The organism is Acinetobacter pengchengensis, assembly GCF_982235305.1.
In genome coordinates this window covers 2305609-2328224 of record NZ_CEVATJ010000001.1, presented here as the reverse complement: position 1 = coordinate 2328224, position 22616 = coordinate 2305609, and the positions used below count along the sequence as shown (strand labels likewise).

Genomic DNA, 22616 nt, shown 5'->3' with positions numbered 1-22616 from the left:
GGTTGAATCCATGTTGAAAAATAAAAGTATTTTGGCGATCAGTATTTTAATTACAACTTTAGGGATCACTGCATGTCAGCCAAAGAAAACTGAACCTGAAGCCGTCGAGCCAGAGCAGACACAGACGGAACAGCAAAGCCTAAAGCTGGTCGGAGATACTGAAAAACTGAATTTGTCGTTGCCTAAATGTGATGGGAAAAACTGCCCTGAAATCTCAATTGAGCGTTTGAATAGCAATCAGGCCTTTATCGACCAATTTATTGATCAGAAAATTATTCAAGAATTGGCACAAATTTTAGAAATTGCGCCACAGCAGGCGGTTTCTGAAGCTGCTGCAATTGAGAATGCAGCCACTGCTGCAGATGCACCTACCAGCAACCCCACTGCAGCAGCCATTGCACAAGTTGAAACTTTGGCGCAAAAATTAGAAAAACAAACCTTGCCTTATGTGCAAAGCTTTTTGGCGCTTGATCAGGAACTGAAAGCTTTAAGTTCAAATCATAAAATCAGTTTGATGATTAAGCCTAAAATTTTAAATGCAGATCAGCCTTTGGCAACCGTGGTATTGAATAGCAGCAGTTATTTGGGCGGAGCACATGGGTCATCGGCACAGCAATACTATAATTTTGATTTAGAAAAGAAAAAATTAGTGTTGTTAAATGACATTTTATTAGATAAGCAGCGTCCACAATTGGAACGTAAAGCTTACGAAGCGTTTAAACAATGGGTGATCGCATCTGAACTTTCCACCAATGTGCAAGAATATGAACAAGCGTGGAAATTTAAGCTGTCAGAAAATTACTACTTGGGTCAACAAGGTTTAATTTTGCAATATGCAGAATATGAAATTGGCCCTTATGTCGCGGGTTTACCGCGCTTAACCATTCCTTATGCAGAACTGCAGGGGATTTTAAAAGCTGCGTATTTACCTGTAACAGAAGCAGCCTCTGAAGCAACCGCAAAATCTACCGAAGCAAGTGCTGCAAACGCAACAACCAAAGCGAAATCTTAATATGAGCATTGCGCTGTTTGATACGCATACCCATTTTGATGTACCTGATTTTGACTCAGATCGGGAGCAATTGGCGTATGCGGCAAAGGCAGCGGGTGTTGAACATTTGGTGCTGATTGGCTTTGTGCAATCACGTTTTCAAGATTTAATTGCCACACAACAGTTTTTAAATCAACTTGAGCAGGTGCCACAAAGTCATCTTGCGCCAGGCTTGCATCCTTTTTATATCGAGCAGCACCAAAATCAACATCTACAAGATTTAGAACAATTTTTGCAACAACAGCATTGTGTCGCGGTGGGTGAAATTGGCTTAGATACTTTTTTGGCCGAACATAAACAGCCTGAAGCGTTTCAAAAGCAGCAAGATTTTTTTGCTACGCAATTGGAAATTGCACAGCATCGACAAAAACCTGTGCTGCTACATATTCGTAAAGCCCATGCTGAAACCTTAAAAATACTCAAACAGCAACAGTTTCAGTTTGGTGGTATCGCACATGCATTTAGTGGTGGGGTGGAAGAAGCCAAAGCACTGATCAAATTAGGTTTTAAAATTGGTGTGACAGGGCAGATTAGCAATCCTAATGCCAAAAAACTACGTCGCGTCGTGCAGCAAATTGGTGCTGAACATTTGGTTTTAGAAACCGACTGCCCCGATATGACGCCTTTATGCTGTCAGACAGATACTCAATCACGCACCCGAAATACCCCTGCAAACCTGATTTATGTCCTTGAAGGTTTGGCGGATTGTTTGGAAATTGTACCGAAGACTTTAGCCGCACAGCTTTGGCAGAATAGTGTTCAAGTATTAGACTTGCCTAAACCTTAGATGAAATAACACGAAGTCTGCGAAACGCAGTAAAATGGCCACACTTTGAAATTAGATTTGATTGCAGCATGACAGACCTTCTTCAAGATGATGAATATGAACGCCGTTTTGCAGGTGTGGCCAAAATTTATGGCGACAGTGCTTTTCAGCATTATGCCCAAAGTCATGTCATGGTGATTGGAATTGGCGGTGTCGGCTCTTGGGCAGTTGAGGCGTTGGCACGTACAGGTATCGGTAAGCTGACATTGGTGGATATGGATGTGGTCGCAGCATCCAACATTAACCGTCAATTGCCTGCCATGAGTTCGACCTTGGGGCGTGAAAAAATTAATGTCATGGCAGAGCGTTGTCGTTCTATTAATCCACGTATCAAAATTAATTTGGTCGATGACTACCTCAGTCCAGACAACGTCAAAGTCTTATTGGCGACTGCACCTGATTTGATTTTAGATTGCATTGATGATGTAAAAGCTAAACTAGCGTTGATGCTGCATTGCCGTTTTAACAAGATTCCGTTGATTGTTTCGGGTGGTGCAGGTGGCAAACTTGATCCGTTGAAAATTCGAGTGGCAGATTTATCTAAAACCGAACAAGACCCAATGTTGGCCAAATTGCGCGCCCAATTACGCAGCAAAGGTATTTGTAAAAAACCAAAAGAAAAGTTTGGGATTACCTGTGTGTATTCCATCGACAATCCATTTTCCAGTGCCGATGTGTGCCCTAGCGCAGGCTTGCGCTGTGGCGGCTATGGTTCGGCGGTGGTGGTCACGTCCAGTTTTGCGATGGTCGCTGTGGCAGAAGTGTTGAAAAAGTTAGATGCCTTGCAGGCTAAAAATACATAAATTAAAGCCATGCGAGGCATGGCTTATAAAAAAATCTTTGATTTTTGCACATCGCCAATGACTTTATTCAGTAGGTCGTTGTAGCTGTTGCTCTTTTAAATAGTCTTCTGTACGCTGCATTGCTGCTTGAATGTTCACCAGTGCTTGTTCTACATCTGCAAAGGTTTTTGCATTGCCACCACTTAAAGCCTGACGCCATTTACGTGCCCCAGGCAGGTTTTGGAATAAACCTAAAATATGGCGGGTGATGACAGAAAGTGGTGCGCCTTGTTGTAAGCGTTGTTCAATATACGGCAACATGCGCTGCATAATTTCAAAACGGTCAGGCAATTCTAATCCCCATAATTGTCCAAGCTCTGCCAGTAAATAAGGGTTGTGATAGGCTTCACGACCAATCATCACCCCATCGACATGCTTGAGATGTTGTTGGGTTTCGGCAAGCGTTTTAATGCCACCATTAATTTCAATCAACAATTCAGGACGGTCATGTTTTAAACGATACACATCCTCATAACGCAGCGGTGGTACTTCGCGGTTTTCTTTAGGGGATAAACCTTGTAATAAGGCAATTCGGGCATGCACGATAAAGTTATTGCAACCTGTTTGAGCCACGGTATCCACAAAATGCAGCATCTCTGCATAAGAGTGCATGTCGTCAATCCCGATCCGATGTTTTACGGTCACAGGAATATCAACCGCTTGACGCATGGCGGCAATACACTCTGCCACCAAGTCTGGTTCTGCCATTAAACATGCGCCAATTTTATTGTTTTGTACTCGATCACTTGGGCAGCCAACGTTCAGGTTGATTTCATCATAACCCCAGTCTTGTGCCATTTTACTGCAGGTCACAAGGTCTTTCGGATTTGAACCACCAAGCTGCAACACAATTGGATGTTCTTCCTTGCTGTAATCCAAATGGCGCTTGGCATCACCAAATAAAATTGCGCCAGTGGTTACCATTTCAGTATACAGAATGATATTGGGGTTAAATAAACGTGCAAAAAAACGATAGTCCTTGGTAGTCCAATCCATCATCGGGGCAACCGAAATGCGAGGTTGTAAAGTTTGGATGGCACGTGTCATAACCCACCTGAATTGAAAAACAAAAGCACAAGACCGCGCATTATACGGGGTTTAAGTGAAAATCGACAGTATCCCCAACTCACTACATTGGCATCAACTTTGCATTTATAGCCATGAACAAAGCAGCGCAACTACTGTAGACGTTAAAACCGAACTGCTCAGTATTTGTATGCGTAACCGTTTTTTAGTATGTTGAAAAGATAACGATAATGCAGCATAAGAGGGGGAATAAAATGCTGGTATTAGAAGAAATTTATCGAACTAAGAAAAATGAATTTTCAGCGGCATTTAATTTACGCATGCAGCGCAGTTTAAGTTGGTGGAAAAAAGCCACTGAGTTTCATAATGATATTGATATGCAATTTATGACAGCATGGGTGGCATTAAGTGCTTTGTATGCGCAAGGTCAGACGGCAGAGCATACACAACAGACCCTGCAGCAATTTGTGCAGTGTATGTATCAAAAAGATGTCGATCAGCGCATGGCGAGAATCATTTGGGACAAATATCCACAAAGTTTAGAGGTATTGCTGACCAACCCTTATTTGTATCAAAGTTTTTGGGATTGGTGTAATCAAAAAAACACTGAAGCTGAATGGCGTGCAGATTATGAAGCAGAAAAACAGCAGATTATGCAGGCATTGCACATCCATGATTCAGCCACAATTTTGGCATGTTTATTTAAGCGTTTATTGGCGTTAAAGCAGCAACTTTTACAAGGTGGAGCAACTTATAATAGTGCAATCAACCGCAAACAACTTAGCCATGCCAATACTTTACTTTGTGCGTTGATGCCGTGTTTTATCCAAATTTTATTGGAAAATTTAGAAAATGTGGAATTGAGTCAGCCATTTTATCCTGCGATGCAAATGTCTTAAGCGACTTGCTTGATTGTAATAGCCGCTTTCAAAGCATGCTGGTGTTTTGACGTTGATGTTGCCAGTCGAGCAGGGCAAAGCTTATTGCGGCTGCAACAAAACACAAACCAACTAAGCAACTCCATAACCATCCACCGTGTTGCCAAGCATAGATCCCCAAGGCAGAGCCGCAGGCACCGCCAGTAAAATAACTGGTCATATAAATTGAGTTAATCCGCGATTTGGCATCGGGGCGTAAACGGAAAATCACGTTCTGGTTACTACTATGTACGGTGGCAAGCCCAAAGTTAATTAAGCCAAAACCAAGAATATAACTCCATAAGCTAAATTGTCCGTAGTATAGAAAGAGCCAGCTGATTGCTAATAAAGCCAAACCACCCCACGTCAGCGCTGTAACATAGCCACGATCTGCAATTTTTCCCACGTGTTTGGTCGAAAGAGCACCGAATACTCCCACCATTGCCACAATGCCCACCATAAAGTCGGCTAGGCCAAAACTGGATTTGAGTAGTACTGCAATGGTAGAAAACAACACGCTCATTGCAGCAAAAGCAAACGCACCGAGTAAAGCGCGGTAGACCAAACGACGTTCTTCTAAAATGAGTTTGCCCATAGACTGAAACACGGCCAAATAGCTGAGTTTGCTGGTTGAGATAAACGGTAAGCGCGCTTTGAGTACTGCGGCAATGCACAGCATTAGCACGCCGCTAATCAAGTAAATCACTTTCCAATGGAATAAATTAGACAGCAAACCTGCCAAACTGGTTGAAAGTAAAATACCGACCAATAAACCACTCATCAATAAACCGACCACTTCACCCATTTTTTCAGGTTTTACGGTCATGGTGGCAAAGGGAATTAAGACTTGTGCCGCAACTGAAAACAGCCCTGTAATCATCGTGCCAATCCATAACATGCTTAAATTACGGGAAAAAGCACATAAAAATAAGCCTATCGAGGCTAAAAACATCAATAAGGGGATGAATTTGGTTTTATTGACAATATCGCCCAAGGGCACAATGAACAATAGACCTATTGCATAAGATATTTGTGCAAAAGTCACCGTCAATGCCACTTGAGATTGTGGGATCTGGAAAGATTGATGAATCGAGTAAATCAGCGGTTGGCAATAATAATTCGCACCCGCGCATAAACCACAGGCAATCGCCATCAACCAGAGCAGGGTTTTATCTTGGCTGATGTCGGGCGCAGTGTTCATAATTATCCTAAGGTCAATGATAAAACGGGATTGCAGCAGCTTAAAGACTGAATTCAAAATTCAACTTAAATACACGGCACGATGTCGTCTTTAGCTTAATGAGTAAATTTGTTTTTGGACAAGGTGATGATCATCACGCCTACAATATTAAGAATGCAGCCGATCCATTGTATGCCATTTACGTGTTCACCTAAAAATGCTTTGGCCAAGAAAATCGTCAAGATCGGTCCAATTGAAGCAATCATGGCCGATTGTGCCGCACCTAAACGGGCGATACTGTGCGCCATGAGTAAGGTGGGCAAGACTGTGACAAATATCCCTAAAGCTATGCCATAGCCCAGCACTTCTAAAGGCAGTTGTTGTATCAGTCCCAGTGGATTGGGTGTGACCAAACTGTAATGCGTAAGTGTACCAATGCAGGCAATACTTAACGCCAGACCTGTAAAATTCCATGAACCAAAATGCTGAATCAAGCTTTTGGTCAGCAATAAATAACCTGCAAAACACACCGCACTGGCAAACACCAAACTGCTGCCCAACCAAAAATACGTGTCGTGCGGAGTATTGCACTGTTCCTGTAACATCACAATCACTGTTCCGCCATAACTCAGAGCAATTGCAAACAGACTCAGCCAGCTAAGTTTCTACCGATACATCACACTCGACGCCAGAACGGTGAGGGTTGGGTATAAAAACAGAATAATGCGTTCTAATGAGGCACTAATGAACATCAGACCTAAAAAATCCAACCAGCTGGAAAAATAATAGCCCATCAAACCTGCAAAAATCAGCAGCACCCAATTGCGTGTAGATATGTTGCGACTGTGATGGCGATTGAGCCAACAAATCAGCAAGAAGAAAGGCAGGGCACTTGCCATGCGTAAAGCCATGAGTACAGTTGCATCGACCAGCGTGGAAAGCGCATAAGCCTGTTTAATAAAAATGGCTTTGGTGCTAAACAAAAAGGCAGCAAATAAAGCAAAGATTGAGCCCGATTGTGTGGCGTTAAGTCTAATCATGAAAAATGCTGTCGAGCAAGGTGGATGCAAGAAAAGTGATACATGCCGCGCACACAAATGCAAGTTGTATGATAGATAAGACAGATGCGACTGCATGGATAAAACTGTGTGCCGTGTTTGAGCAAGCATAGCTGATTTTATGCAAATGGTCTGCTTGAGATGGCATAAATTTTGTGAAAAGTGGAATAAATCAATTGTGCGCGATAATGGTGCAAATTGGGTGGAAATATTGCAAAACAGACAAAATCCATCATCAGACAAAATGATGTTTAAATAAAATTAAAAAAATAATAGTGGTCAACTTAGACATGCACTGAATAAATTTACAGAGGGTTTAAAAGTTTTGCTGTTGCCACTTTTAGATTTTAATGATTAGGCAAAGGTAGGTTTTTCTAAGGTTTTCAGATGCACAAAACACTTCTAAATTGATCCTTGTTGTGCGGTGTAAAAATTGTCAAAAAAGTCAATTTGGTGTTTAAGTTTTTGCTTTTAGCGCTTAAATGTATAGATATGCAATCTTTTAGCGTTAAGTCGGATTTTCCCATTTAAGTGAAATGCGTGTCAGAATGATCAATGCTTAATTCATTTAAATGTGGTCAACTGCAAGCTCAAAGCATCGCTTTTTTTCTTTTAGACACTTCAAATCGGAGTTTTGCTGAATAATTAGACTTATATTCAAGAAGCAAAACCTATCAATTATATCTCGCAACAATATTTTTATGAATTATCAGTTCAAAATATCGGTATTTATTTAATAAATATTGGGTGGTAATTTAAAATTGTTGCATTAGAATCCAAAAATTCAACAAAACTTATCCTGAGGGGAAAGCATCGTTATCCACGATGTTGACTTAAGAAAAACCAGCTTGAGGAACGCTCATGCAGATCGGAATTCCAACCGAAACTGTTGTCGGTGAAAATCGTGTCGCTGCGACGCCAGAAACAGTAAAGAAGTTGATTAGCGCGGGTCATAGCGTAGTCATTGAACGTGGTGCAGGCGTAAAAGCCGCTTATATCGACAGCGCTTATGAACAAGTAGGTGCGACCATGACAGATGATGCTTATCGTGGTAGCCAAATGATTTTGAAAGTTCGTGCCCCAAAGGGTGAGGAAATTCAAAAACTTGCACCGAACAGCACTGTGGTAGCGATGTTCGATCCTTACCGTAATACTGAATTAGACCAATTTGCTGCCGCTCAGGTATCTGCATTTGCTTTAGAGCTTTTGCCACGTACCTTGTCGCGTGCGCAAAATATGGACGTGTTGTCATCACAAGCCAACTTGGCAGGTTATAAATCTGTGTTGTTGGCTGCCGCAGAATATCAACGCATGTTCCCAATGTTAATGACGGCAGCGGGTACTGTAAAACCTGCGCGTGTTGTGATTATGGGTGTGGGTGTTGCTGGTTTGCAAGCGATTGCAACAGCGAAGCGTTTAGGTGCTGTAGTCGAAGCAACTGACTTGCGTCCAACGGCAAAAGATCAGGTGGAATCTTTAGGTGGTAAGTGGCTAGATGTACCAATGTCTGAAGAAGAAAAACAAAAAGCTGCCGATGCTGCCAAAAATGGTTATGGCTGGATGCCTGGTGAACAATACATTAAAGACCAAGCTGTGATTGTCGATAAAGCAGTTTCTAATGCGGACATCGTGATCACCACTGCGTTATTGCCAGGTCGTGATGCACCGCGTTTAATCAAAGCAGAAACCGTGGCAAAAATGAAGCCAGGTTCTGTGATTTTAGATATGGCGGTTGAGACGGGTGGTAATGTCGAAGGTTCACAATGCGGTGAAACTGTTGTGACTGCCAATGGTGTGAAAATTTTGGGTATTCCAAACATTCCATCGACTGTATCTACAGAAGCATCTGCACTATATGCGCGTAATGTGTTGAATTTTGTTGAAACATTATTTGATAACGACAAGAACTTCGCATTGAATCCTGAAGAAGAAATTCAGAAAGCGTTGCTAGTCACTCATAACGGTCAAGTGCTGTTAAAGCGTGGTTAAGGAGAACTCTCATGGTTGAAACAATTACGATTTTTGTCCTTGCCATTTTCGTAGGTTACTACGTGGTTTGGGGCGTAACGCCTGCATTGCATACGCCACTTATGGCGGTAACCAATGCGCTGTCTTCGATCATTATCGTGGGTGCGATGATTCAAACTGTTGGCTTACCAATGGTTGGTGTAGAAGGTAGTGTCGATTTTCAAACCATTAACGTGGTGAGTGTACTGGGTGCTATTGCTGTGTTCTTGGCAAGTATCAATATTTTTGGTGGTTTCGCAGTAACGGCACGTATGCTGGAAATGTTCAAACCAAAAGCAAAGAAAAAAGAGGGCTAATGCATGGAATTTATTCGTGAATATGCAGACTGGTTCTATTTAATCGGGGCTGTACTTTTTATCTTAACGCTTCGTGGTTTGTCTGGTCCAAAAACAGCAATTGCAGGTAACCGCTACGGCATGATCGCCATGGCAATTGCCGTATTGACCACATTCTTTGTAGCCGATAATCCAGTGGTTTGGATGATCGTAGGTGCTATGGTTCTAGGTGCAATCGTTGGTATTGCCCGCGCACGTACTGTTCCTATGACTCAAATGCCTGAAACAGTTGCACTGATGCACTCTTTGGTGGGTTTGGCAGCAGTTTTAATTGCCATTGCGGCAATTATTCACAACAACAAGTTGGTGGAATTAGGTCCAGACCTATTGGCTGCAAATGGTATTAATTTCCATGAAATGAGCAAAGTTCATTTATTTGAATTGTTTGTGGGTTGTTTCGTGGGTGCAATTACCTTTACAGCATCTGTATTTGCGTACGGCAAACTGGCTGCAAAGAAATGGGCAAAAACCATTTCAGGTGCATGGGTTAAACCTGTTCAAGCATTGATTTTCATTGCCATGTTAGGTTTTGGTATCCACTTCTTCTTGACTGGAAACATGACATCATTCTGGGCAATGACTGGTCTTGCACTTGCATTTGGTTGGGTATGGATTGCACCTGTAGGTGGTGGTGATATGCCAGTGGTGGTATCACTTCTCAACTCATTCTCAGGTTGGGCTGCAGCAGGGATTGGTTTCACACTTGAAAACAACATGCTGATTGTTGCGGGTTCACTTGTAGGTTCATCGGGTGCGATTCTGTCGTACATTATGTGTAAAGCGATGAATCGTTCAATCATCAACGTATTGTTTGGTGGTGCGATGGGTGGTGCAGCAGCACCGACTGCTGGCGCTGGTGAGCAAGTACAACGTAACTACCGTTCTGGTTCTGCTGATGATGCTGGCTTCTTGATGTCAAATGCAGACAGCGTGGTGATTATACCTGGTTATGGTATGGCACAAGGTCGTGCTCAGAATGCTGTAAAAGAATTGGCAAACTTGTTGAAAGAGCAAGGTGTAACAGTTCGCTTTGCGATTCACCCAGTGGCAGGTCGTATGCCAGGTCACATGAACGTATTGCTTGCAGAAGCTGATGTACCGTATGAAGATATCTTGGAAATGGACGAAATCAACTCAGATTTCCCTGCTACAGATGTGGTGTTGGTGATTGGTGCGAATGACGTAGTTAACCCTGCGGCAAAAGATGATCCAAACTCGCCAATTTACGGTATGCCAATTCTTGAAGCGCATAAAGCACGTACCATTATGGTCATCAAGCGCTCTATGGCAACAGGTTATGCCGGTCTAGACAATGACTTGTTCTATAACGACAAGACCATGATGATCTTTGGTGATGCCAAGAAAGTGGTGGAAGATATGACTAAAGCCATTAATGGTACAGGTCACTAATTCTCTCAATCATTCGATTCTAAAAAAATCCCTCTTTATTCAAAGGGGGATTTTTTTATGCCTGAAATATTTTCACTTATGTAGCTCATCTTTTGGGTATGTTTGATGAGAGCCGGAATTCGTGCAAATAAATAACTATTAAACAGGTTCGGATTTTATTTTTGTGATTTAAATTTTTGAAAAATAATAAAAATATATTTTTTAAATGCTCAGAAGAATCCGTAATAAATGGCATTGTTCTTGCATTTCTCTGTTTAAAAGGTAGGGGTGTTGCATGAAAATAAATCATTATATTGCGTTGTTCATTGGGGTATTGGCTCTACCTGCTTATGCAGCAGAGCAAGTTGAAATGATTCAAAATATTCAAGAGATTCGTATTTCACTCGATAGTGTGTGGGTGATTATGGGCGGAATTTTGGTGTTCTTTATGCAAGCCGGATTTGCCATGATTGAAAGTGGTTCGGTACGTAGTAAAAACACCGTCAATGTATTAATGAAAAATTATATGGACGCCTGCTTGGGTGGGCTGGTCTTTTGGATTGTGGGTTTTGGTTTGATGTTTGGGGTCAACCAAAGTGGTTGGTTAGGGACATCGCATTTTTTACCGAATCAGCTTGATGATTGGCATTGGAATCTTTTGTTCTTTCAAATGATGTTCGCTGCTACTGCGACCACCATTGCCAGTGGGGCAATGGCTGAACGGATTCGCTTTGTTGCCTATGTGGTGAGTGCGGCGGTGGTCAATGGTTTGATCTATCCGGTCTTTGGCAGTTGGGCGTGGGGGAGCTTATTTGCAGGAGAGGGTTGGCTCAAAGCCATGGGCTTTATTGATTTTGCCGGCTCTACGGTGGTGCATTCGATTGGAGGATGGGTCGCGCTTGCAGGCATTATCGTGCTCGGCCCACGAATTGGACGTTTTGGGCGTCATGGTCAAGTGCATCATTTGCCTGGGCATAACTTGCCCTTAATTGCCTTGGGTGGTTTTATCTTATGGCTTGCGTGGTTTGGCTTTAATGCTGCCTCCACGGTCAATGCCAATGTCAGCATCGGGCGTATTGCCTTAAATACTCACTTAGCAGCATGTTCCGCTGCAGTGGCTTATATGTTATTTGCACTCCTGATGCGTAAAGCGATTCTCATCAAAACCACGATTAATGCATCGCTTGGGGGCTTAGTCGGCATTACTGCGGGTTGTGCGACTATGAGTCCGATGTTCGCTGTACTGACCGGTTTGGTCGCAGGGTTAATGGTCAGCATTTTGCCTGCACTGCTTGAAAAACTCCGAGTGGATGATGTAGTCGATGCAGTCACCGTGCATGGCTTTTGCGGGGCATGGGGCACACTCGCTGCAGGGCTCTTCTTTGAAAGCAATATGTTTAATACCGAGATTATTCTTGTACAAGCCATGGGGGTGTTTGCGGCCTTTGCATGGGGGTTTGGAGTGTCATTTATTGTATTTAAAACCTTGCATGTCGTCTTGGGCGGCTTACGTGTCAGTGCGCAGCATGAGCAGCGTGGTTTAGATTATACCGAGCATGCGGAACTGTCTTATCCAGAATTTCAGCGTGATATTACCTGTGAAACTGATGACATCACCAAACGCCATTAAATGAGGAGGTAATTCAAGATGAATGCAGAAGTCCTGAATGTTGGACAACGTCGTTTAGCCATTCAACGTGCACTCCAACACTATTTTCATGGGGCACGTTTAGATCAGGTGGTAGGCTATTGGGAGCAGGAATACAGTGCAAAACCAGCCTTTGTGCTCAATCGATTTTTAAGTGAAATTTGCACCACAGAAGAGCTTAAGCAAAACCGTAAAGAAATGCTCAAACAAGTATTATATGAGCTGACCATCATTGAAAAAGATGAGTTATTGCAGACCAATACGAAGGCACAAACCGTCAACGTTTCAGCGCAATATCATGCCTATATCGATTTTGTTGCTGAGGTGCTGCATGCTGTGCTTGAGCAAGATACAGATGACTTTTTTGATACGTTGAAAATGCAATTATTGAGAGATCGTATTTTGCTGAATGACTCCAGTGCGATGTACAACACGACACTTGCGATGATGGATCGTGCACAAGCCAAAGATTATGCCAAGGCCATTACCAGTTTATATCAGGTGCTGTGTGAGTTTTATGGACCACAACGTTCAGATCAAGTATTTGCGCAAGCTCGGCTAATGATTAAAGCGAAATATCCGGAGGCCGATTTGCATCAATTGCTCTAGTCGTATGCAGGCAATAAAAAAGCGACCTACACAGGTCGCTTTTTTGAATATTTGGTTTTTACGCTACAGAGTCAGTATCTGTAGGATTGCGCCATAAGCTTTCTAGGTCATAGAATTTACGCGCTGTTGGAAGCATACAATGAACCACAACATAACCAAGGTCGATGAGGATCCATTCAGCATCACGTTCACCTTCAATACCGATTGGGCGAAAGCCTGCTTTGCGCGCTTCTTCGGCAACATTATCGGCAATAGATTTTACGTGGCGAGTTGAAGTGCCGCTAGCAATCACAATGGCATCTGAAACATTGCTGATGCTGCTGACATCAAGTTCAACAATTTCTTTGGCTTTTATATCAAGGAGAGCTTCATGTACAACTTTAAGACAAGTTTGTACGTCATGCTTTTGGGTATTCATTGCAAGATCGTGAGAATTAGAAGCGCCGGGCGATGGTTCTAAATTCATGGGGTGTATAATTTCCTAAAATTATTCATCATCTAATATAGCTGTTTTAGCTTGAAATTTCAAATCGGTTTAATTTTAACCATTTTAAGGCGAGGCAAAATATTTGTCTTTCCATGCAAATGATTGATGTGACGCAAGACTTGGGCGGTATTCTGCAGCGATATAGCCTGAATAAGCACTGTGCTTTAACCATTTAAAAATAGCAGCATAGTCTAACTCGCCTGATTCGGGTTCATGACGTCCTGGATTGTCGGCAAATTGGATATGACCAATATCCTGAATGTTTTCTTGCAATGCACTCAGTACATCTTCGCCCACCATCGCCATGTGATAACAGTCGTATTGCATTTTAAGAGCAGGATGTTTGACTGCTTCTAGCATCTCTTGAGCTTGCGCAATATTTTGTACTAAAAAGCGTGGCATGTCGGTGCCATTAATCATTTCAAATACAGGCTGAATATGATGTTGAGTGAGCATCGAGCAGGCCAGTTTTAGGTTTTCTGCCAACGTGTTTAAGCAAGGCAGTAAATCGGCATCGACAGGTTGTTTGCCTGCCAAAATATTGACGCTAGGGATATTTAACGCTGTGGCATAACGGATAGCTAACTCTAGGGCGTGATGAAATTCAATCTCTTTTCCGGGTACGCCCGCCAAACCATTACCGCCTTGCATGAGGTCGCCTGCAGGGACATTTATTAAGCACAGGCTAAGTTGATGGAGTATGAGTTGGCTTTGAATTTGCTCAATACTCAGCTCATAGGGAAATTGAATTTCAACATGCTGAAAACCATGTTCACGTGCAAGGGCAAAGCGTTCGATTAAAGGCACTTCGGTAAAAATCATTGACAGATTAACCGCCAGTTTAGACATGCAGATGCTCCTTGCAAGCAAAGGGTGGATCAGGAATCAAACCGATTAAGCTTCGATTTGATGGATAATCGTGGCTAAATCTGCTTCTGCAAAACCCTTGGCTTGATGGGCTTGAAGTTGCGAAAAGGCTTTTTCTGCCACAGGAATCTGTAACTGAAATTGCGCTGCCAGTTGTAAGGCATTGTTTAAATCTTTAGATAGGGTTTGGACTTTCCATTGCACAGGCTCAAAACTGTGGGTTGCCATGCGTGGCGTTAAAATCTGAAACGGTTTTGAGTCGGCAAAACCACCCGCCAAAGCAGGTGCAAGTAAACGAGTATCTACGCCTGCCTGTCCAGCTAGGGCAACGGCTTCGGCAATCAGGGTGCTATTGGCAGCAACAATCAGTTGGTTGCAGATTTTAGTGGCTTGTCCTGTGCCTGTTTCGCCCATACGAGTCACACGTTGTGACAGCACATCATAAATCGGGCTTAATTTTTCGATGGTGTTTGCATCTCCCCCTGCAAAAATCACCAAACTGCCTTGTTCAGCTCCTGCTGTACCTCCTGAAACAGGCGAGTCAATCCATGTGACCTGTTTGAGATTGGCTTGCTGCGCTAGCTTTTCGGTTTGATTTACAGACAAACTGGAAAAATCGACAATGACTTGTTGAGCAGTCAAAAATGGCTCGATTTGATCAAATACGGCTTGGACAGCATGATCATCGGCAAGGCAACTCAAGATCACTGGATATTGTCCGATCTCGCTCAATTGCAGCGGTTTTGCCCCCAGACTGAGCACAGATTCGCAAGCCGCAGGGCTACGATTCCACACCGCGACCTCAAAACCTGCCTGAACTAAGCGGGTTGCCATGCGCGTCCCCATAAGTCCCATACCTAAAAAAGCGATTTTTGTGTCACGATCAAAATGCATAGCGCTGATTCTCCATTTTTGCCTACAGTACAAGTCTGGCTTGAAATGTCAATTTAGCCTTTGGTCAAAGTCTGTTGTGTCTGAACTGCATTAAAACTGACGCGGTGCAAAGGTCACTTCAGGATTCTTGTCCTTTTTACGTGCCAGTTGGCTATTTTTACCTAGCAATAATTTTAATTGCCAAATTTTTTCTAAACGTAAAGATTTATTTGGAGAATGTTCCATGGCATCCAGCACTTGTTTAGCTGCAGCCAATGCATCTGGGGAGCGCTGTGCAATTTCTTCGGCAAGCACTTGTGCTTTTTGTAATGGGTTCTCGGCAAGATGTGTCACTAAACCAATTTCTTTAGCATAGTTCGCATCAAAAATACGTGCGGTGAGGGTTAATTCTTTGGCAAGGTCTAAACCAATTAAACCTTTTAAAGAGCGGCTGAGTCCCATGTCTGGCACTAAGCCCCAGCGGCTTTCCATGATCGACATTTGTGTGTCAGGATGCGCAATACGAATGTCGGCAGCCAACGCCAGTTGCATGCCTGCGCCAAAACAATAACCTTGCATTGCTGCAATGACAGGTACAGGTAACTCCTGCCAAACCAAAAATGCTTTTTGGAATAGGCTTTGTCCTGGTTTAATCAGTTCCCACGCTGCAAAAGCACGATTTTGAGGATTGTTGAGGTCGGCTAAATCAATGCCTGCACTAAATACGTTTGCTTCGCCTGTTAAAATCACACAACGTAAGCTGCGGTCTTTTTTAAGCTTTTCTGCAGTGCGCACCAATTCTTTGAGTAGGGCAAAACTCATGGCATTGCGTTTGTCTGGGCGGTTCAGGGAAACTATGGCGATGCCATTATTTTTTTCGATTCGAAGTAAAGTCATGATGTGAGCTCTTGTTTTTACTCAGCAAAGCATAGCATGCACAGACCCAAGATAAATGACAGCAGAGTCACGGCCAAAACGGTGGGCTCTGCCTGAAACGATTCCTAAAAATCATGTGTTGCACTTTGTGAAACTTGTATTTAAAAACGCTATTTTTACTTGGAGGAAATGCTATTCATCCTACTTTATTCACTATGAGCTGGTTGCTGTATGTTGCGCAAAAATATGTTCTGCTGCATGTTCAACTTGCTGTATACAGGTTTGTAATTCCTGATAACGATTTAAGACCTCTTGTACAAACAGATCATCGGCTTTGCGACGTTCCTTGCGCAAGGTCGATACAAACTGTTCAAATGAGCCTGTCGCTTCTTGCAGGTTTGGTGTGCCAACATAGCGGGTTGCGCCATACAGACGATGCAACACATGTTCGAGTTGCGGGAAATCTTCCAGTTCAATCAGCTGCTCTATTTCATGTAATTCTGTGGCAAAGCTATCTACCAACATTTTTAGTAAATCCACTGCAAGGTCTTCTTTGTTGGCAGCTAGCATCAGGCTTTGTTGCCAATCCAACACCTGTGGATCTAATGCTTCAATTACAATGGCTTTTTCGACTGCGGGTAGTTTATTAAAACTTTGTGTCGTCCAATGAGTTAAAATCTGGATGATTTGTTCAATCTGAATCGGTTTGGTGACGTAGTCATCCATACCGACTTTGAGTAATTTTTGCTTCTCATCGGCAAGTGCATGCGCGGTGAGGGCAATAATAGGCAAGCGTTTGTGATTTTCCAAAGTCGATTCTAAAGAACGAATCGCACGAGTGGTATCTACCCCTGACATCACAGGCATTTGAATATCCATAAAGATCAGGTCAAATGGTTGCTGTCCCTGTTCAATACGCTGCTGCAAAATCCCTAAAGCTTCCTGACCGCTTTGCGCTTTGGTGGTGGTCACATTCAGTTCACCCAACAAGGCTTCGAGTACAATCAGGTTTGGTAGATGGTCATCCACCGCTAAAACGTGCAGGCCTTTACCATCAAATGATGCAGAATCCTGTTCATCAAAACTATTTTCATTCCTGAGTAATTCAATTAAGGCTGAACGACTGAGCGGTTGATATAAAGCGCGCGCACGATATTCATTTAACAGGCTTGGATCTAGCGCCATTTGATAGCCATACACCGCCAAATTGCCTTGATAACGGGTACGGATTTCTTTTAATAAAGCTTCGGTGTCGCCACTATGATCAACAATCAACCAAGTGTTGTCTTGTAGGCTAGATACATCTTTTAAGCGGCTAAATAAGTCTAAAATTGAAGCGGCTTCAATATGTTGCACAGCATAATTTTCAAGATAATGACGCAAGACATTTGCTGTGGCAGGGTGTGCTAAATAGGATACCACTTGAATCTCTTTGAAGCTTGGATGTTGCTGAGCATGCGCTTCATCTACTGCAAACATGGCAGTAAACCAGAAGGTCGAGCCTTTTTCGGTTGGGGCGCGTTCCTGATTGTCTTCAAAGCCAATTTGACCTTGCATCAAATGCACCAACTGTTTAGAAATAGCCAAGCCTAAGCCTGTACCACCAAATTGACGCGTGACCGAAGTATCACCTTGAGAGAACGACTCAAACAGTTTTTTACGGTCTGTGCCGCTTAAACCAATGCCGCTGTCTTGGACGCTAAAGTGGATGAGGCATTGTCCAATATCATCATGTTCTACCCGCGCCCGTACAATAATTTCACCATCGGGGGTGAATTTAATCGCATTGGAAATTAAATTGGTTAAAATTTGCTTGAAACGTAAAGCATCGCCCAGCACATATTGCGGCACGTTATCGGCAAAATAAAAGGCCATGTTGATGTGTTTTTGCGCAGCCAAAGGTGAGAGCATATCCATCACATCAAAAATGGCTTCTTCTAAATCAAAGGGTGCGGTATCCAGTTCCAGTTTGCCTGCATCAATTTTGGAAAAATCCAACACGTCATTAATGAGTGCTAAAAGATGCGCCGATGATTTACGAATAGTTTGTAAATACAAATTCTGCTCATTGCTTAGGTTTTCCTGACGCAATAACAGGTGAATAAAGCCATCAATACTGTTCAGCGGTGTTCTGAGTTCGTGACTGATGTTGGCTAAAAATACCGATTTAGACTGATTGGCAGAAATCGCTTGGTCACGTGCCTGACGATAAGTAATGTTCTGCACTTCCAAAGTATCGAGGGTGCGACGCAAGTCATCTTCAGTTTGTTCGGTGTGTTCTTTGAGTTCAAGAAAGCTGAAATGCAGGCGTTTTACCAGATTGGCAATATCACGCTGCAATAAGCGTAATTCGCCAGTACTGTTAATGACCATGTGTTGATCGAGCGTATCGGCATTCAGGCGTTGTAGCTGCATGCGGATTTCATACATAGGTGCAATCCAGCGTCGAGAATAGAAATTCAGACACAGCAATAACAACAATAGGGTCAGCAAGCCTGTGGCAATTAATACAATCATGACCCGATAGTGGGCAATTTGTAGCGGTTGATTGTCTAGTTCAATCAGCAACCATGCAGGTCGATTGACGTCTTGCTGAATTTGCATGCCATACACATGATTATTTTTATACAGGATTGGGCCAAAAAATTCGGCATTTTTAGGGAACTTGGGCCATTCGGCTTGGTCTTGAAAACCCATGCTTAAACGGCGTGTACCTGAAGCATCAATCAGTGCAGTACGAATCAAGTGCTTTTCGTTCATCATATTTTGCATATAAGAACGTGCTTCTTCGTACTTCCATGGGAAGCTAGACAATTGATCTAGGGCTGCTTCAGACGGTAATTCAAATCGAGTTAAAATCGCAATCGCCATTTGCCGCTGTTGTGCTTTGGCTGCGTTAGAGGTTTCAGAAAGAACCAACATGGTACCGACGCATGCCAAAACCATAATTGGCACAAAAATAAGTGCAATCAACTGTCCATAAGCATGATTTAAATGTAAGCGCTTAAATAACTTTTTATTGATATTTGACATGGTTAACGCAGTTTAATCCCTATGTTTGGCAGTTTAGCACGCTTTATTTCTACAGACTGTGTTTTCATCTGTTAGACGTGTACGGTGCAGCTTTATCTTGCAATTAATCTGTGTGTATATTTTTGCATTCATCTCGCAAAAGACAATCTGAAACTGTGTTCATCTTGCATAGAATTGTGCAGGCGGTGAGTGATGCATAAATTGTCGGCAGACTAGTGCTGTTTTGATAAAAAGCCTGCGAAAAACGTGCAGGAAGGTGCAAATTTTCATACAATAAGCCCACCTTGATATTGGTGCAGAGCATGCGTGATACCCAACCAGATTTCCAAAGTGATGAATTTTTGTTAGATCATTATGTGGGCAAAACCCCATTAGTGCGTTTGCAGCGTTTGGCAAGTCATACGCAGGCAACGGTTTTAGCAAAACTGGAAGGCAATAACCCTGCGGGTTCTGTTAAAGATCGTCCTGCCTATAACATGATTATGCAGGCAGAAAAACGCGGTGAAATTCAACCGGGCGATACTTTAATTGAAGCAACGAGTGGTAACACAGGCATTGCTTTGGCGATGGTAGCAGCCATGCGCGGCTATAAAATGCAGCTGATCATGCCTGACAATATGAGCCAAGAGCGTAAAGATGCCATGCGTGCCTATGGTGCAGAGTTGATTGAAGTAACCAAAGCACAAGGTATGGAAGGCGCACGTGATTTAGCTTTGCAAATGCAGCGCGAAGGCAAAGGCTTGGTGCTAAACCAATTTGGGAATCCAGATAATGTTGAAGCACATTACCTGACCACAGGGCCTGAAATTTGGCAGCAAACGGGCGGTAAAATTACCCACTTTGTAAGCTCTATGGGTACAACAGGCACCATTATGGGCGTGTCTAAATACTTAAAGGAACAAAACCCAGAGATTCAAATTATTGGTTTACAACCTTCAGATGGTTCAAGTATTGCAGGGATTCGCCGTTGGCCTGAAGCGTATTTACCCACCATTTTTGACCGTAGCCGTGTTGACCGTATTATTGATATTCCGCAAATTGAAGCGGAAAAAACCATGCGTAAATTGGCGCAAAAAGAAGGTATCAGTGCAGGCACATCATCGGGTGGGGCGGTTTGGGCTGCTTTAAAAATTGCCGAAGAAAATCCAGACGCAGTCATTGTTTGTATTGTCTGTGACCGTGGTGACCGTTATTTATCGACAGGGTTATTCTCTGTTCAAGACCCTGAATAGCCGAAAAGCATTCATTTCTTTGTAGCTGACTGAGTAAAATCGTATGCGTTTACCTGTGCTGATTTTCGATATAGAAACCGTTACCGATTTGAAATCAGGCGCGCATTTATATCAGCTGGATTTGCCTGAGGCTGAACTTGAACAGGCGTTGATGAAACTGCGTCGCCAAGAAGCTGGAACCGATTTTCAGCGTTTGCCCTTGCACGAAATTGTGTGTATTTCAGGCTTGTGGATTGATGAACACGGCATGAAGCTGTTTTCCTTTAGCCGTGAACACGACAGCGAAGCGACAATGCTGAAAAAGTTTTTGTCTATTTTTGATAAGCGTCATCCGACTTTGGTCAGTTGGAACGGGTCGCAGTTTGATTTGCCAGTGATTTTATTCCGTGCCATGTATCACGGGTTGTCTGCGCCAAGTTTATTTGATCAGGGCGAGATTGATCAGCAAAAACGCTATAACAATTATCAAAATCGTTACCATCAGCGTCATGTCGATTTAATGGATGTGATGGCCATGTTCAATGGTCGTCATTTCCAAAAGTTGGATGACATTGCGTATTTGCTAGGTTTTCCGGGTAAGCGTGTAGATGCGGGCTATCATGTTCCTGCATTTATGCAAAGCGGTGAATGGTCGAGACTGACGCGTTATTGTGAAGGCGATGTCTTAAATACTTGGCTCATTTACCTGCGTTGGCTGCTGCTCAAAGGTCAATTACTGCTTGAAGATCATACTTTATGGGTACAGCACACCATTCAATATTTGCATACCCAGCCGCAGCATGCAGACTTTTTAAGCGTGTGGCAGCACAGTTCGCAGCAAACTGAATTTACCCGTACAGATTTTCCTGAACAAAGTGTCACCACGCCTTCAAATGAATCCGTGATGCCTTTTCAATCTTCCCCATCTTTCGATATTTAGACTGATATGAAACATCGCAGTAAAAACCGTACCACGCAGCAGGCTGAATATTGCTTTCAGGTGGAATCGTTGTCACATGAAGGGCGCGGGATTGCACACTACACAGCTCAGTCGGGTCATCCAGCCGAGAAGCAGGGGAAAACAGTTTTTATAGAGGGCGCATTGCCTGGTGAAACAGTACGCGCCAAAATTACGCATAGTAACAAACGCTTAGAAGAAGCCGAGTGTCTAGAAGTGCTGGGTGAGCCTTCGACATTACGGGTTACGCCACAATGTCCACATTATCAGCGTTGCGGTGGTTGTAGCATGCAGCATATTCAGTTGGATGAGCAGATTCATCTCAAACAACAGGTGTTGCAGTCGCATCTGCAACATTTTGCGCAAATTCAGCCTGAAGAATGGTTAGCGCCTTTGCGTTCACAGCGTGAAGATTATCGCCGCAAAGCCCGTGTTGGGGTGCGTTATATTGCCAGTCAAGACAAATTGGTGGTCGGTTTTCGTGAGCGCAATAGCAATAAACTGACCTCAATTGACCGCTGTATGGTGTTGGATCAGGCATTTGGTTCGTTAACACGAATCAAGCAGCTACTCCAAAGTCTAACAGGCAAGGCCCATATTGGTCATATAGAATTGGCGATGGGAGATCAAGAGATTGCTTTGGTGGTGCGGCATACAGAACAACTATCTGCAGCCGATATCAACCAGTTACAGCAGTTTGCGTTACAGAAACACTGGCAATTGTATTTGCAGCCTGAAGGTCCAGACAGTTTGCATCGGGTTGATGATCCGCATGCAGCAATGCGTTTGCATTATCGTTTAGATGATTTTGATGTGAGTTTTGGCTTTCATCCCCAAGACTTTACCCAAGTCAATTCTACAATTAATCCACAAATGGTTAAGCTGGCATGTGATTTGCTTAACTTAAAATCAGGTGATTGGGTGCTTGATCTGTTTTGTGGATTAGGCAACTTTTCATTGCCGCTTGCACGTTGTGTAGGTGCAACAGGAAAGGTGGTTGCTGTAGAGGGTTCAGAGCAAATGGTGCAGCGTGGTCAAGAGAATGCGCAATCCAATGATTTGGACAATGTTAAGTTTTATTCACAAGATTTAACAAAAGATTTTTCGCATCATTCTTGGGCAAATCAAGGATTTGAGGCATTATTAATTGATCCTCCGCGTTCAGGCGCAGAGGAAGTGATGTATTATGTGCCCAAATTTGGCGCAGATAGAATCGTTTATGTGTCTTGTAATCCAGCTACACTCGCAAGGGATGCTGGTGTATTGGTCAGGCAGGGTTATCAATTGAAAAAAGCAGGCGTAATGGATATGTTCCCACATACGGGACATGTCGAATCCATTGCCTTGTTTGAGAAAGAAAAGCAAATAAACGATTTATAATATGAAGTACATAGAGGTAGGA

The 22616-nt window shown here is 43.1% G+C and carries 19 protein-coding genes and 1 pseudogene; 12 read left to right on the top strand and 8 right to left on the bottom strand.

The window, feature by feature from the left end:
* Window positions 1-10 precede the first annotated feature (10 nt).
* The 3 genes from AC0T5Z_RS11245 (at window position 11) to AC0T5Z_RS11235 (ending at window position 2680) form a co-directional block, all read left to right on the top strand.
* A complete protein-coding gene (locus AC0T5Z_RS11245; protein WP_435336869.1) occupies window positions 11-1012 on the top strand; it encodes an RsiV family protein in 1002 nt (333 codons plus the stop codon).
* 1 nt (window position 1013) lies between these two features.
* The gene (locus AC0T5Z_RS11240) at window positions 1014-1838 is read left to right on the top strand and encodes a TatD family hydrolase (RefSeq protein WP_435336868.1); all 825 of its coding nucleotides are present in this window, start codon (window positions 1014-1016) and stop codon (window positions 1836-1838) included.
* A 68-nt stretch (window positions 1839-1906) separates the two neighbouring features.
* Window positions 1907-2680, top strand: coding sequence for a tRNA threonylcarbamoyladenosine dehydratase (locus AC0T5Z_RS11235; protein ID WP_435336867.1), 774 nt, complete (start codon window positions 1907-1909; stop codon window positions 2678-2680).
* 63 nt (window positions 2681-2743) lie between these two features.
* Here AC0T5Z_RS11235 and dusA read toward each other — a convergent pair whose 3' ends face one another.
* Complete coding sequence (gene dusA, locus AC0T5Z_RS11230; RefSeq protein WP_435336866.1) at window positions 2744-3766, bottom strand: tRNA dihydrouridine(20/20a) synthase DusA; 1023 nt, start codon at window positions 3764-3766, stop codon at window positions 2744-2746.
* 233 nt (window positions 3767-3999) lie between these two features.
* Between dusA and AC0T5Z_RS11225 the strand changes: the two genes are divergently transcribed.
* The gene (locus AC0T5Z_RS11225) at window positions 4000-4644 is read left to right on the top strand and encodes a hypothetical protein (RefSeq protein WP_435336865.1); all 645 of its coding nucleotides are present in this window, start codon (window positions 4000-4002) and stop codon (window positions 4642-4644) included.
* A 28-nt stretch (window positions 4645-4672) separates the two neighbouring features.
* On the opposite strand, the gene AC0T5Z_RS11220 is transcribed toward AC0T5Z_RS11225, so the two are convergent.
* Together AC0T5Z_RS11220 and AC0T5Z_RS11215 are read right to left on the bottom strand one after the other, a co-directional pair.
* Window positions 4673-5863 (bottom strand): MFS transporter, encoded by a 1191-nt coding sequence (locus AC0T5Z_RS11220; protein WP_435336864.1) that lies wholly within the window; start codon window positions 5861-5863, stop codon window positions 4673-4675.
* A gap of 95 nt (window positions 5864-5958) precedes the next feature.
* A pseudogene (locus tag AC0T5Z_RS11215) lies at window positions 5959-6882 on the bottom strand (DMT family transporter).
* A gap of 879 nt (window positions 6883-7761) precedes the next feature.
* Between AC0T5Z_RS11215 and AC0T5Z_RS11210 the strand changes: the two are divergent.
* The 5 genes from AC0T5Z_RS11210 (at window position 7762) to AC0T5Z_RS11190 (ending at window position 12909) form a co-directional block, all read left to right on the top strand.
* On the top strand, window positions 7762-8889 hold the full coding sequence (locus tag AC0T5Z_RS11210) for a Re/Si-specific NAD(P)(+) transhydrogenase subunit alpha (protein ID WP_435336863.1): 1128 nt from the start codon (window positions 7762-7764) through the stop codon (window positions 8887-8889).
* 11 nt (window positions 8890-8900) lie between these two features.
* The gene (locus AC0T5Z_RS11205; protein ID WP_168419150.1) at window positions 8901-9224 is read left to right on the top strand and encodes a proton-translocating transhydrogenase family protein; all 324 of its coding nucleotides are present in this window, start codon (window positions 8901-8903) and stop codon (window positions 9222-9224) included.
* Between the two features lie 3 nt (window positions 9225-9227).
* A complete protein-coding gene (locus tag AC0T5Z_RS11200) occupies window positions 9228-10673 on the top strand; it encodes an NAD(P)(+) transhydrogenase (Re/Si-specific) subunit beta (RefSeq protein WP_435336862.1) in 1446 nt (481 codons plus the stop codon).
* A gap of 349 nt (window positions 10674-11022) precedes the next feature.
* On the top strand, window positions 11023-12282 hold the full coding sequence (locus AC0T5Z_RS11195) for an ammonium transporter (protein WP_435336897.1): 1260 nt from the start codon (window positions 11023-11025) through the stop codon (window positions 12280-12282).
* Window positions 12283-12300: 18 nt separating this feature from the next.
* Window positions 12301-12909 (top strand): hypothetical protein, encoded by a 609-nt coding sequence (locus AC0T5Z_RS11190; RefSeq protein ID WP_286431948.1) that lies wholly within the window; start codon window positions 12301-12303, stop codon window positions 12907-12909.
* Window positions 12910-12967: 58 nt separating this feature from the next.
* On the opposite strand, the gene rsfS is transcribed toward AC0T5Z_RS11190, so the two are convergent.
* From rsfS to AC0T5Z_RS11165, 5 genes are all read right to left on the bottom strand, one after another.
* Window positions 12968-13375 carry a ribosome silencing factor gene (gene rsfS / locus AC0T5Z_RS11185; RefSeq protein WP_435336861.1) on the bottom strand — a complete coding sequence of 136 codons (408 nt, stop codon included), beginning with the start codon at window positions 13373-13375 and terminating at the stop codon, window positions 12968-12970.
* 84 nt (window positions 13376-13459) lie between these two features.
* Window positions 13460-14245, bottom strand: coding sequence for a hydroxypyruvate isomerase family protein (locus AC0T5Z_RS11180; RefSeq protein WP_435336860.1), 786 nt, complete (start codon window positions 14243-14245; stop codon window positions 13460-13462).
* A gap of 45 nt (window positions 14246-14290) precedes the next feature.
* A complete protein-coding gene (locus AC0T5Z_RS11175) occupies window positions 14291-15157 on the bottom strand; it encodes an NAD(P)-dependent oxidoreductase (protein ID WP_435336859.1) in 867 nt (288 codons plus the stop codon).
* Window positions 15158-15247: 90 nt separating this feature from the next.
* The gene (locus tag AC0T5Z_RS11170; protein WP_291334362.1) at window positions 15248-16033 is read right to left on the bottom strand and encodes a crotonase/enoyl-CoA hydratase family protein; all 786 of its coding nucleotides are present in this window, start codon (window positions 16031-16033) and stop codon (window positions 15248-15250) included.
* Window positions 16034-16225: 192 nt separating this feature from the next.
* On the bottom strand, window positions 16226-19045 hold the full coding sequence (locus AC0T5Z_RS11165) for a GacS-like sensor histidine kinase (RefSeq protein ID WP_435336858.1): 2820 nt from the start codon (window positions 19043-19045) through the stop codon (window positions 16226-16228).
* A gap of 302 nt (window positions 19046-19347) precedes the next feature.
* Here AC0T5Z_RS11165 and cysM point away from each other — a divergent pair, with 302 nt between their 5' ends.
* The 3 genes from cysM to rlmD are packed head-to-tail and all read left to right on the top strand — an operon-like array spanning window position 19348 to window position 22594.
* A complete protein-coding gene (gene cysM / locus AC0T5Z_RS11160) occupies window positions 19348-20277 on the top strand; it encodes a cysteine synthase CysM (RefSeq protein WP_435336857.1) in 930 nt (309 codons plus the stop codon).
* 43 nt (window positions 20278-20320) lie between these two features.
* Window positions 20321-21196 carry a 3'-5' exonuclease gene (locus AC0T5Z_RS11155; RefSeq protein ID WP_435336856.1) on the top strand — a complete coding sequence of 292 codons (876 nt, stop codon included), beginning with the start codon at window positions 20321-20323 and terminating at the stop codon, window positions 21194-21196.
* Window positions 21197-21202: 6 nt separating this feature from the next.
* Window positions 21203-22594 carry a 23S rRNA (uracil(1939)-C(5))-methyltransferase RlmD gene (gene rlmD, locus AC0T5Z_RS11150; RefSeq protein WP_435336855.1) on the top strand — a complete coding sequence of 464 codons (1392 nt, stop codon included), beginning with the start codon at window positions 21203-21205 and terminating at the stop codon, window positions 22592-22594.
* Window positions 22595-22616 lie beyond the last annotated feature (22 nt).

Bases quoted from the DNA above. Each gene is read 5' to 3' on its own strand.
- AC0T5Z_RS11245 (WP_435336869.1), top strand. From the start codon at position 11: ATGTTGAAAAATAAAAGTATTTTGGCGATCAGTATTTTAATTACAACT.
- AC0T5Z_RS11240 (WP_435336868.1), top strand. From the start codon at position 1,014: ATGAGCATTGCGCTGTTTGATACGCATACCCATTTTGATGTACCTGAT.
- AC0T5Z_RS11235 (WP_435336867.1), top strand. From the start codon at position 1,907: ATGACAGACCTTCTTCAAGATGATGAATATGAACGCCGTTTTGCAGGT.
- dusA (WP_435336866.1), bottom strand. From the start codon at position 3,766: ATGACACGTGCCATCCAAACTTTACAACCTCGCATTTCGGTTGCCCCG.
- AC0T5Z_RS11225 (WP_435336865.1), top strand. From the start codon at position 4,000: ATGCTGGTATTAGAAGAAATTTATCGAACTAAGAAAAATGAATTTTCA.
- AC0T5Z_RS11220 (WP_435336864.1), bottom strand. From the start codon at position 5,863: ATGAACACTGCGCCCGACATCAGCCAAGATAAAACCCTGCTCTGGTTG.
- AC0T5Z_RS11210 (WP_435336863.1), top strand. From the start codon at position 7,762: ATGCAGATCGGAATTCCAACCGAAACTGTTGTCGGTGAAAATCGTGTC.
- AC0T5Z_RS11205 (WP_168419150.1), top strand. From the start codon at position 8,901: ATGGTTGAAACAATTACGATTTTTGTCCTTGCCATTTTCGTAGGTTAC.
- AC0T5Z_RS11200 (WP_435336862.1), top strand. From the start codon at position 9,228: ATGGAATTTATTCGTGAATATGCAGACTGGTTCTATTTAATCGGGGCT.
- AC0T5Z_RS11195 (WP_435336897.1), top strand. From the start codon at position 11,023: ATGATTCAAAATATTCAAGAGATTCGTATTTCACTCGATAGTGTGTGG.
- AC0T5Z_RS11190 (WP_286431948.1), top strand. From the start codon at position 12,301: ATGAATGCAGAAGTCCTGAATGTTGGACAACGTCGTTTAGCCATTCAA.
- rsfS (WP_435336861.1), bottom strand. From the start codon at position 13,375: ATGAATTTAGAACCATCGCCCGGCGCTTCTAATTCTCACGATCTTGCA.
- AC0T5Z_RS11180 (WP_435336860.1), bottom strand. From the start codon at position 14,245: ATGTCTAAACTGGCGGTTAATCTGTCAATGATTTTTACCGAAGTGCCT.
- AC0T5Z_RS11175 (WP_435336859.1), bottom strand. From the start codon at position 15,157: ATGCATTTTGATCGTGACACAAAAATCGCTTTTTTAGGTATGGGACTT.
- AC0T5Z_RS11170 (WP_291334362.1), bottom strand. From the start codon at position 16,033: ATGACTTTACTTCGAATCGAAAAAAATAATGGCATCGCCATAGTTTCC.
- AC0T5Z_RS11165 (WP_435336858.1), bottom strand. From the start codon at position 19,045: ATGTCAAATATCAATAAAAAGTTATTTAAGCGCTTACATTTAAATCAT.
- cysM (WP_435336857.1), top strand. From the start codon at position 19,348: ATGCGTGATACCCAACCAGATTTCCAAAGTGATGAATTTTTGTTAGAT.
- AC0T5Z_RS11155 (WP_435336856.1), top strand. From the start codon at position 20,321: ATGCGTTTACCTGTGCTGATTTTCGATATAGAAACCGTTACCGATTTG.
- rlmD (WP_435336855.1), top strand. From the start codon at position 21,203: ATGAAACATCGCAGTAAAAACCGTACCACGCAGCAGGCTGAATATTGC.